The organism is Nostoc sp. ChiSLP03a (assembly GCF_034531215.2).
Lineage (GTDB): Bacteria > Cyanobacteriota > Cyanobacteriia > Cyanobacteriales > Nostocaceae > Nostoc.
This window is the reverse complement of the sequence record NZ_JAVRBQ020000113.1, coordinates 37,119-48,436: the sequence shown is the minus strand read 5'-3', so window position 1 is coordinate 48,436 and position 11,318 is coordinate 37,119. Positions and strand designations below refer to the sequence as shown.

Annotated in this window: 6 protein-coding genes; 3 read left to right on the top strand and 3 right to left on the bottom strand. The window is 40.2% G+C overall.

The window, feature by feature from the left end:
* Positions 1-552 precede the first annotated feature (552 nt).
* On the top strand, positions 553-2,340 hold the full coding sequence (locus RMY32_RS19160; RefSeq protein WP_322709354.1) for a ShlB/FhaC/HecB family hemolysin secretion/activation protein: 1,788 nt from the start codon (positions 553-555) through the stop codon (positions 2,338-2,340).
* A gap of 433 nt (positions 2,341-2,773) precedes the next feature.
* Here RMY32_RS19160 and RMY32_RS19155 read toward each other — a convergent pair whose 3' ends face one another.
* Together RMY32_RS19155 and RMY32_RS19150 are read right to left on the bottom strand one after the other, a co-directional pair.
* Positions 2,774-3,904, bottom strand: a complete 1,131-nt coding sequence (locus RMY32_RS19155; RefSeq protein WP_322709353.1) for a hybrid sensor histidine kinase/response regulator — start codon at positions 3,902-3,904, stop codon at positions 2,774-2,776.
* Between the two features lie 16 nt (positions 3,905-3,920).
* Positions 3,921-5,270 carry an ATP-binding protein gene (locus RMY32_RS19150; protein ID WP_322709352.1) on the bottom strand — a complete coding sequence of 450 codons (1,350 nt, stop codon included), beginning with the start codon at positions 5,268-5,270 and terminating at the stop codon, positions 3,921-3,923.
* 1,262 nt (positions 5,271-6,532) lie between these two features.
* On the opposite strand from RMY32_RS19150, the gene RMY32_RS19145 reads away from it, so the two are divergent.
* Positions 6,533-7,255, top strand: coding sequence for a response regulator transcription factor (locus RMY32_RS19145; RefSeq protein WP_322698639.1), 723 nt, complete (start codon positions 6,533-6,535; stop codon positions 7,253-7,255).
* A 127-nt stretch (positions 7,256-7,382) separates the two neighbouring features.
* On the opposite strand, the gene RMY32_RS19140 is transcribed toward RMY32_RS19145, so the two are convergent.
* Positions 7,383-8,747: a lipid-A-disaccharide synthase-related protein gene (locus RMY32_RS19140; protein ID WP_322709351.1), complete on the bottom strand. Its 1,365-nt coding sequence runs from the start codon at positions 8,745-8,747 to the stop codon at positions 7,383-7,385.
* A gap of 243 nt (positions 8,748-8,990) precedes the next feature.
* On the opposite strand from RMY32_RS19140, the gene RMY32_RS19135 reads away from it, so the two are divergent.
* Positions 8,991-11,066, top strand: a complete 2,076-nt coding sequence (locus tag RMY32_RS19135; protein ID WP_322709350.1) for an outer membrane protein assembly factor — start codon at positions 8,991-8,993, stop codon at positions 11,064-11,066.
* Positions 11,067-11,318: the final 252 nt, after the last annotated feature.

Below are 11,318 nucleotides of genomic sequence, written 5' to 3'. Positions count from 1 at the left end.
TATTATGATTCACAATCAGGACACGCGGTCACAATTCTATGCAAAGTTTTATGTTCTGTTTAGGCTATAACCCTTGAAATGTCGTTAATTTTTGGTCAGGGTATGATTCAAAATTTGGTCATCTAGGGGTTAAAAGCACAGTGAAGAAGGCAGCAAGTAGGAGGTTTAAATGAGCGGTGTAGGCTTATCTTTCAGAGACGCACAAGGGAAAGACCTACATTGATTGCAGCACACTCTCATTAGAAATTTGGTATCAAATTTAAACTGTAAAAAAAGCACGGAGATCCTACGCGTAGCTTGCTTTTACGTAGTAGTACGGGAAGCCTTTAACTACATAAATTTTCCCTACCAAGGATTTCGGGCAACGCATAATTAATTGAATTTCACCAGATATCTCATTAATACTTTTAAGTCTGCAATCACCCGATGATTTAGCTTTTAAATTGAGATTTGCTCAAGATATCAACTTTAGCGACAAAAGATGAAGTAAGATTCACATCTGAAGCAGTCCCCGTATAATCCCATAGTTTCTGACAAAAATAGTCCAGTGCGATGATTGATAAATACCCTCAGAATATTATAGTGTCCTGCTTACCGCTGAGTATGCTTCTATTACTTGGCAGTACATCTTTAAGTCCACTGAAAGCTGAGACTGTTGATACTACACAATTACTAACTAGTAATTTCATCCTATCACAACAAATTCCACCACCACAGGATATCCAACCACCCATACCTTCACCACCTCCCTCACCGGAAGTGCCACAGCCACTCCCCCCACCAGCAGAACTACTTCCACCCTCTGCCCCATCTCCTACGCCTGATACACCACTCCCAGGCAACTTTCCTCAAACTATTGTCGTTGAACGCTTTGAAGTTGTTGGTAGCACAGTTTTTAGTGCCCAAGAATTAGCCAAAGCTACTGCTGAATTTACCAAACGACCGATCTCACTGACTGAAGTGTATCAAGCACGTTCTAAAATCACCGAGCTATATGTCAAAAATGGTTACATTACTTCTGGTGCCTATATTCCACCTCAAACAATCCAATCCGGTGTTCTTAAAATTCAGGTGGTTGAAGGTAAATTAGAAGATATTCAGGTAACTGGGACTCGGCGGCTGAATCCGAATTATGTCCGCAGCCGACTAGCAATTGCGACATCACCACCTCTGAATCGCCAGCGTCTATTAGAAGCCTTGCAACTTTTGCAACTTAATCCTTTGATTAAAAACGTGACTGCTGAACTCTCAGCAGGATCGCAAACGGGTACAAGTCTTTTGGAAGTTAAAATCAGTGAGGCAAAAACCTTTAGCGGCCAAATAGTTCTTGATAATGGGCGATCGCCTAGTGTTGGCAGTTTCCGACGCGGGTTAAGATTGAATGAAGCCAATTTACTCGGATTGGGAGATGGTCTGAGTGTAGGCTACACCAACACTGATGGTAGCAACTCCTTTGATGCTAGTTACACGTTGCCTCTTAACCCCCGCAACGGAACGCTTACCTTTAACTATGGCACTACGTCGAGTAATGTCATTGAGCCTCCTTTCGACTTCCTAGATATCGAATCGGCTTCTCGCTACTACGAACTGACATTCCGCCAGCCAATAATCCAAACTCCTACACAAGAGTTTGCCCTTGGGTTGACAGCCTCCCGACGCGAAAGTGATATCTCGTGGAAACCAGAATTTGGGCCCCCCTCTAGCCTTTCGCCTGGATCTGATGAAAAGGGACGCACTAGGGTATCTGCGTTGCGATTTTTTCAAGAATGGACGAGTCGTAACAGTCGGGAAGTCATCGCCCTACGCTCTCAATTTAGTTTGGGCATAGATGTGTTGAATGCCACGGTTAATCAAGATGCTCCTGATAGCCGTTTTTTTGCTTGGCAAGGGCAAGCACAGTGGGCCCGCCTTTTAGCTCCTGAAACCTTATTGTTATTACGTTTAAATACGCAACTTGCATTTACAACACTTCTGCCTATAGAGCAGTTTGGCTTAGGTGGGCAGGATAGCATTCGCGGCTACCGTCAAGATTATCTGCTGACGGATAATGGTACTTTTGTTTCTGCGGAAGTTCAAGTACCGATTCTGCGCTTACCTCAGATAAATAGCATCTTACAGGTTATCCCCTTTGTGGATTTTGGTGTTGGCTGGAACAGTTCTGGTAAAGAGAATCCCGATCGCAATACTTTAGCTGCTGTTGGTCTGGGGTTGCGTTGGGCACAGGGCGATCGCTTCACCGTTCGTCTTGACTGGGGTATTCCTTTGGTATCTGTTAACTCAAATGAGAGAACATTACAAGAAAACGGTCTGTATTTTAGTTTACTTTATAATCCTTTTTAACTGGTGTCTATGTCCACCTATTAAAAGTTGAGCGTGGACATGGACAGTAGTCAATGATGAAAAAATGATGATTATTTAGGTTTTTATAAAAAAGACCCTGGGTTATGATTCCAGGGTGCATACACGTTTTTCAGGCATTAATAGGTTGAATAATAACTTTGTAAAATAGTTATTTCTACTATCTATAGAATGATACAAAAGTAGATTTAGTTATTTGAGTTGATCGATACATCTATCGTTGGGAGTATACAAATATTGGAAGAGGCAAGTTATCCGGCAATATTTTGATTGGACTAACCTTAAAATGCTGCTTTAAGTAATCCATATAATTTAAGCTAATTTTATTTTTGCTGGAGGCATCAAAATACATCCAAAATTAAATGTAATTTCTTGGGAGATATCCGCAAAATAATAGGTGGTGAAAGAGAATAACTTAAGTATTTTTAGGTAGTTGCACAGTAAATAAACTACCTTTCCCTACTTCAGAAGCGACGTTGATAGTTCCTGCGTGCCCTTCTATAATGCGATGGGATAGATGTAGTCCTAAGCCACTACCCGAGCGTTTATTTCTGCCTTGGCGAAATCGCTCGAAAATTGTTGCTCGATCTTCTGGCGCAATTCCATATCCTGTATCTTCTACCTCAAGTATTACCGAATCTGGATCTGGATCTCCTGGATTAGATGATGTTTCATAAATGCGGATTGTTATGCCTCCTGTATCTGTAAATTTGATGGCATTTGCAATCAGGTTGTTTAACACTCGCCGTAATTCTAAACAATCGCCCATGATAATAGCAGCGTTTGGACTCAGTGGATCTAATTGACGGGTATCAATTTCTAGAGTTAAGCCTTTTTCATTAGTTAGAGGACTTAGTTCGTTGACTACTTCTTGAGATATTTCACATAAATCGCATTCCTCCCAATTCAACGTTTTTTTACCCGCCTCGAAGCGATAGACTTCTAATAGGGTGTTGACCATTTCCATCAAATTTTGGTTACTGCGAATCATGACTGCGATCGCTTGTTTCATTTCTGGCGAAATTTTGCAGAATGTTTCCATTTCAAACAAATTCAACATACGATCGGCGGCTACTAGGGGAGTTCGTAAATCATGAGTCAGACGGGAAACAAAATCTTCCCGTTGACGGGCCATTTTTTGTTGTTCGTCCAGACTGTGCTTGAGACGTAATAGCGATCGCACCCTTGCCAGTAGTTCATCAGTATCAAATGGTTTACGAATAAAATCGTCAGCACCAGCATCTAAACCTTCGACAACACTGGATTGATGAAAGGCAGTAATTAATAGAATTGGAATATAAGAGATTGCAGAGTTATTCCGAATCCGACGTGTGACTTCATAGCCATCTATCCCCGGCATCATTACATCTAACAGAATCAGATCGGGTGGAGATTGCTCAATTTTCCGTAAAGCTTTTATTCCATCCGAAGCCAAATCAATTTCATACCCCTCACTTTCTAAAATTGCTTGAACCAAAATTAGATTATCTTGAGTGTCGTCAACTGCTAAGATCCGATAAATTTTATTATTTTCAACTATAGACATGATTTATAAATTTTTATCAGTTTTTCTGGAAGTAATTTTTTAATTTAGGATATTCTATTGGTGCTTTTCTGGCTTGAGAAGATGACTGATGAGGATTTTGCGCAGGAGAAAAAAAATCATCCTTATCTAACTGTGAAGCTGGAGCATTTGCTGCTACAGTCGGTAATGTAATTTGACGTGGCAATTCAATTTTAAACATTGAACCTACCCCCAATTTACTCTCAAGAAATATTTTACCGCCCATCATTCGCACTAGCGAATCTATAATTGCCAAACCCAGACCTGTACCTGGATATTTGCGAGTGATAGTTTGATCGACTTGCCGAAATGCTTCAAAAATATTTTTAAAATCTTTGGGCGCTATGCCAATACCTGTATCTTGAACGATAATTAATATTCGATTTCCAGATAGTTCCTTAATCTCAACCCAGATTTCACCAGACTCTGTAAATTTAATGGCGTTGGAAAGCAAGTTAATCAAAATCTGTTTGACACGAACTGGATCGTTAAATATCAAAGGATTTTGTAAATCGGTTTGTACTAACAATGAAAGATTTTTAGCATCAGCTAGGGAATGCATTTCACTGACAACGAGATTGATTACCTTTGATATATCAAATCTTTCTGCCTTGAAATCTAATCCTCCTCCCTCCAGCTTGGAAAAATCGAGAACTTCATTGAGTAGCATCAGTAAATGCTTCCCATTATTCAAAATGCGCTCAACCATATCTGCTTGCTGGTGCGTTAGTTGACCAAACTTAGGACGCAAGAGTATTTGTGAAAAACCAATAATTGCATTCATCGGCGTTCTAAGTTCGTGGGAAATAGTTGCTAAAAACAGTGATTTTAGACGTGATGCCTCCAATAACTTGAAGTTTTGCATTTGAATCTGTTGCTGTTGTCTCTCCAATTCTTGGTTCTTACAAATGAGTTGTTCATGAGTCTCTCTAAGCTGCTGATTTGCCAAATCTGCCTGTATTTCCGCCCGATAAATCCGAATTGCATTCCGCAAAACCTGCGACAAAATTTCTGGGGATATTCTAGACTTAGAGAGATAGTCTGTAGCACCAGCTTTCAATAACTGAAGAGTAATTGCTTCATCTCCTTGACCAGTTATAACTACTAAAGGAACTTTAATTTCTGAAGAACGTAGCCGTTGAATCAAGGTTAGTGCGTCCCGATCTGGTAAACGATAGTCGAGGAAAACACAATCGTAAGTAGTAATGCTTAAGACAGAAAATGCTTCTTTAGCATTGTCTACTTCAGACAGTTCTATCTGAACACCTGCTTTAGCCAGGGCAGAACAGATTGCTATCCGGTCTACTTCGTCATCGTCTACAACCAAAATTTTCAGCGTCTCTTCCATCGGTTTTTATTTTCGCCGCCAAACATAGGTTGATGTATAATATTTATCTTTTTAGATTATCCAACTAAAGAATATAAGATTTCCCTTCATCTAAAACCTGTAATTTGATTGATTAAGAGATTTTGCATAAGATCCACTTTAATACCTGCTTGACATTCATCACATCTACAACTTCGTTATACTCCGTTAGTAGTATGTCGCTTGCTCTTTCGAGTCTTTCTTTAGGTTGAATTGAGTCTGTTATATCTTTAATCTGGTTAATTTACCAAATGTTAACTAAACTCCTAACAAATGACCAATGTCTTGCAAAAAATTAGTAATTAACAAGCAGACACCGTTGATATAAAGTAAAATAAAATACTTTACCAAGCTTAAAACAATTGTAGATGAGTGAGAAAGCCACCGTCGTCAGTCATTGGTGAGAGTTGCATCCCACGATCGTGTACCATAAGCTTGAACTGTTTTACCTATCAGGTTAGTTAGACCAGATAAATAAAAAAGTAATATCTATAGCTATTTGTGAATCTGAAGTAATCCTACCTCCTGAAATTGCAACAATTTTCTTAGCGATCGCCACATCTGTGTTAGTATTTATCCAGGTATATCGAACTTATAGATGTTCGCAAAATGACCAAAGCTTAATTCCAAAGAAAAGTTCCCGACAAAAGTTAGGCAAAAATTCAAAATCTAAAAAGTGAGAGGTTAGTACAGAGCGGCTTATATCATATCCTGTGAAAAGTCAGACGGACAAGTTTGTTACAAAGGACTATGAATTACTTTGCTGTTTCTGATTTTAGTAAATTTTAACGCTGGCTGATTTCCTTCCATGAGGATCTCTATTGGCTCTATCAATCGGATGAATCCGAAGGTTTGATTAAAAATCGTTCGCTACCATCTTTTACTTTCTCGTAAAGCAACTTTCACACGGTGTAATTTTTTCATTTTTGTAAGCTTTTTTTAAAGTTTGCTCCAAAATCATAATAATTAACGGATGAAACAATGACAACTCAAAGCTAAACGATCGGCAAGGAAGAGCAATTTGGCATTCGTTTCAATATTTCATACTTTTTGTGTAAGTATCTATATATCTTCAGCTAGATTTGTCCTCTATCTCAATGTAAAAATTTTGACCACTTGTTATTTCTATCGGTGGATGCAGACAGGTTGAAATATCATCTATCCTGAGTTTGGGAAAATAATAGATAATAGTTACAAAAGGCAATACTTTGAAAGATGCAAACAGTGCAAGAGCGAGTGTAGCGATGAATGAAATTAGTATTATTTTAATTGAAGATCATGACTTAACGCGAATGGGACTACGAGCAGCATTACAGTCTCATAGTGCATTGAAAGTAATTGGGGAAGCGGCAAATGCTACTCAAGGGTTAAAACTTTTAGAAACGGCAAAGCCAGATGTAGCGGTAGTAGATATCGGCTTGCCTGACATGGATGGCATCGAACTCACTCGGAAATTCAAACGCTCCCAGGCTGAAAATGGGCAATCTACTACGAAAATTCTGATCTTGACAATGGATCATACAGAGGATGCTGTACTTGCAGCCTTCGCCGCTGGCGCTGATTCTTATTATATGAAAGAAACCAGCATCAGTAAATTAACTGAGGCAATTCAAGCAACTCACGGCGGTAACTCTTGGATTGATCCGGCAATTGCCAACGTGGTATTGCGGAAGATGCGCCAAGGTATTCCTGGAGAAAGTCAAAGTTCTGACAAGCCGAAGACTGTAAAAATTGAAGCGCTGGCGACAGAATACGAGCAAGTTTTGGAAACATACCCTCTGACTCAACGGGAACTGGAAATCCTAGAGTTGATTGTCGCTGGGTGTAGCAATGGTCAAATTGCCGAGAAACTTTACATTACAGTTGGTACTGTAAAAACCCATGTTCGTAATATTTTAAATAAACTATGTGCTGATGACCGTACCCAAGCTGCTGTCAGGGCCTTACGTTCTGGATTAGTAGCATGAGGAATTGAGACAAGGGAGAGATGGGGAGATAAGGAGAATAACTCCTAACTCCTGACTCCTAACTTAGCACTGGCTCAAAGTTTCAAAGAAAGCTAACAACCTCAATACTGTTTTGCCCAATACCCCATTATCCCAATTTTTCCCGCAAGCAATTAGCAATAAGTAGTGCTGCGCCCGGTTTGCCCATACGCCGCCCACCATTTTCAGCAATAATTTGCAAATTATCAGGATTTTTAAACAGGGATTGTACAACCTTCGCTACATCTGTCGGTTGCTCGATTAAAATCAAAGACGATCCCAAAAGACGACTTTGAGATTCAGCAAACCCAAGGTTATATTGTGGCCCATTACCGGGAATTGCGATCGCAGGTTTGCCTAAACCGATAAACTGTTCTGTGGCTGTACCTGCCATTGCGATCGCTAAATCTCCTAAATGCAAGCAATCATTATAGGATCGTTGTGTTAATAGCAGATAAGCATTTCTCTGTTTAAATGTCAAGACATTTGGATCGCTCAGTTGGATAGGAGATGCTGATTCAGCGCGCCAGCCTTGGGATTGCACACTTTGAGATAAAATATTAGAGTCTAAACTAGGAGCGATCGCACCTAAAAACATTAATTTGTTAGAGCTATAAAAGATTGAATCTCGCTGTTGAAAACTTGTCATCAATGCAGATACGGCAATCATAATTGTTTCCCAGTTGATGTATGCTTCTGGCGGACGAGAACCAGGAAGAAGAGTCACTACAAAAGGTCGAACTGTCTCTTGCTGTTGGATATTCTGACTATAAAATTGTTGGCGTGAAAACCTCGATTCTAGACCATCCATCATCGGATTACCCAAATAGAAAGCTGGAATTGGCCATTGTTTTAATGTTTCTGTTGTCAGCGCATCTCTCAGGAACACAGCCTTACAACGACGACGACTCATTAACCAACGTTCCCAAGGATGGTAAACTGAACCAGAAAAGTTTTCCCAACCTGCGTCTTTAGATTTTCGTGGTAATAATCCAGCTTCATCTCGCACATAATATTCAGATTTTGCCGTACCGACAAAAGCATAATTAGCGCCACTAAATGTTGCAAACAACAGCGGCACAATATCTCCCACTGCTAAAATCGCTCTTCTATTACCTAATTTTTTTTGAGAACTTACCCAACGGCGAATAGCTTTAATTTGGCTGAAGGTAAGTTGCAATAAACCACCGCGTACATCCCGCGCTAATTCGCGGCCATCCATATAAATAAAGCCGCCAGAAGGCATATTCAGGACTGAACCGATAAAGGGGATATCCAACTGTTCATAAGCGCGTCCTTCACCCACCAGAGGCAAAGCAAATATCTCTGGTGGGTTTGGTTGTCGTTGGAGTTCTTGCAAAATCTGAAGTGCAATCACATCTTCCCCATGACCATTACTTAATACAAGTAACCGCAAAGGAGAAGTTGCTGATTGGGAATTAGAAGCTAAAGATGACCGAGATAGATTACTCATAAGAAACAAAATATCAAAATTAACTGTCTGTTTGGGTAAGAGGTATAAATAGGGAAATCGACAAGGAAGCTGGAAGTTAGTATTTCCCTATTCCTTTACTTCCCTACAACTAATACCAATTTTGGATAGGAATGTAATTGTTTGAAATTTCTAGAACAGCCTTTTGGTCAATACTTTTAATCAAAAATCTAAAATCTAAAATCCAAAATTAGTATAACTCCCAGTTAATTAGGTTAAATATTTATGCGAGTTTCTGCTACTGCTATTTTTACATTAGCTACATTAGCTACTGGCAATATTACTCAGCAAGCAACGGCTGCACCTGCTAAAACCGTTATTTCAACTGCAAAAGCTGGTAACTTGGTGGTACCGATAATTGAAGACACTCCCGCACGGGTAGAGACAATTGCTTCCCCAGAAACTATAGTTGCACAACAATTTTCTCAAAATCCTGTCGCCGTGCAAACAGGTGCAAACAAAAATTCCCCAGTAGTCTTAAAATCAACAGACAAGGGAAATTCATCAGTAACGCTTCTTCCCACTCCCTCTTTTTCCCCTTCATCCCCTAAAACTCCTGCGACTGAAGGCGATTTGGTAGTCAGAGCTACAGATGTACAGGTGGTGGGAGCCAATCAAGAATTACAGCAAATCATTGGCCAGGTAATTAAAACCCAGGTGGGTGGAGAAACCAGTCAAAGCCAGCTACAAAAAGATGTAACAGCAATTTTAAATACAGGTTTATTTAGTAGTGTCAGTGTGAATAGCTTTAGCACTCAGGCTGGATTGAATGTAGTATACCAAGTCCAACCGGTGATTGTGCGATCGCTGCAATTATCTGGTGCTAAAGTACTTACCTATCAAGTCGCTCAACAACGTTTGCAATCTCAAATTGGAACCACCATTAGTCCCAGTGGACTGCAACAAGCAGTAGCACAAATTAACAAGTGGTACGCCGATAATGGTTATAACTTAGCACGGGTGTTATCAATTAAACCCAGTTCTCAAGGCATTCTCACTGTAAATGTTGCTGAAGGTTTGGTGAGTGATATCAAATTTCGCTTTGTCAACGATGAGGGTAAAACTGTTGATAGCAAGGGTAATCCCATTGGAGGACGCACCAAAGCTGATTTCCTACAACAACAACTCAAGTTGAAACCCGGTCAAATCTTCCAAGAAAACGTCGTTAAACAAGACATCCAACAGCTATATCGTACTGGTTTATTTGAAAATGTGAATGTTGCCTTAGAAGGGGATGCGACAAAACTTGATTTAGTTTACCAACTCAAAGAAACTGGGGCGCGTGGTGTTAACTTGGGTGGTAGTTACAATGCCGATCAAGGATTGGTAGGTACAATCAGCTATCAAGATCAAAATGTCGGTGGTGTTAATGATACTTTAGGTGTGAATGTTGGAGTAAGTAGTCGAGACTTGCAGTTTAATACCAAATTTATTAGCCCCTATCGGATAACTAACCCCGATCGCTTGGGCTACACTGTAAATGGTTTTCGTAGTCAGGAACTTTCGGAAACCTTTGATGACAAGATTAAGCTAGCTAACGGCGACAAAGTGCGAGAAGGTCAAATTGGCGGTGGTGTCAGCTTGCAGCGACCAATTGACGATTGGAATACCTCATTAGGATTAAACTATACCCGAACTAGTATTCGCGATCGCCAAGGTAATATTACCCCAACCGACGCTCAAGGCAATCCCCTCTCTGCGAGTGGAACTGGTATTGACGACCTAACTACCGTATCCTTCACCGCCACCAAAGATAAACGAGATAATCCCCTCAATCCAACTCAAGGTTCCGTCTTGAGTCTGAGTACAGAACAATCTATACCCATCGGCGAAGGTAATATTTCCCTGAATCGCCTCAAAGCCAACTACAGCCAATATTTACCAGTGCAGTTATTTAACAGCAAACAGCCACAAGTATTTGCGGTGAATCTGCAAGCCGGTACCGTCCTTGGGAATTTACCGCCCTACGAAAGTTTTAACTTGGGTGGTTCCAACTCGGTACGCGGTTACGATTCTGGCGAAGTTGGTAGTGGTCGCAGTTATGTATTAGCTTCGGCAGAATACCGTTTTCCCGTCTTACCAATCGTAGGCGGTGTATTGTTTGCCGACTTCGCCTCAGATTTAGGTTCTGGTGATACTGTATTAGGAGATCCGGCAGGTGTACGGGATAAACCAGGTTATGGTTTTGGTTATGGGGCGGGAGTGCGATTAAATTCACCACTAGGCTTAATTCGGGCTGACTATGGCATTAACGACCAAGGAGAAAGCAAAGTGCATCTGGGAATTGGGCAGCGATTTTAATTTGAGTTTAGGCGTTGCTGAGAGGTGATATCCAAAAAATAAATTAAATATGCGTTATCCAGAACCTTTGTAGAGACGTAGCAGTGCTGTGTCTCTACATTCTTTTTAGCTCATATCTCTATTAGCGATCGCCTTTGAAAATGACTTTTATAAATTGGCCAATTTATTACACAATATTTAATAGTATATAAATTTCAATAATCAAAGAAAAAAAGCTATTGTCACGTTTTCACGAGACATTAATTTTTTAAT

Excerpts from the sequence above, each read along its gene's own strand:
- RMY32_RS19160 (WP_322709354.1), top strand. The coding sequence starts at position 553 with ATGATTGATAAATACCCTCAGAATATTATAGTGTCCTGCTTACCGCTG.
- RMY32_RS19155 (WP_322709353.1), bottom strand. The coding sequence starts at position 3,904 with ATGTCTATAGTTGAAAATAATAAAATTTATCGGATCTTAGCAGTTGAC.
- RMY32_RS19150 (WP_322709352.1), bottom strand. The coding sequence starts at position 5,270 with ATGGAAGAGACGCTGAAAATTTTGGTTGTAGACGATGACGAAGTAGAC.
- RMY32_RS19145 (WP_322698639.1), top strand. The coding sequence starts at position 6,533 with ATGAATGAAATTAGTATTATTTTAATTGAAGATCATGACTTAACGCGA.
- RMY32_RS19140 (WP_322709351.1), bottom strand. The coding sequence starts at position 8,747 with ATGAGTAATCTATCTCGGTCATCTTTAGCTTCTAATTCCCAATCAGCA.
- RMY32_RS19135 (WP_322709350.1), top strand. The coding sequence starts at position 8,991 with ATGCGAGTTTCTGCTACTGCTATTTTTACATTAGCTACATTAGCTACT.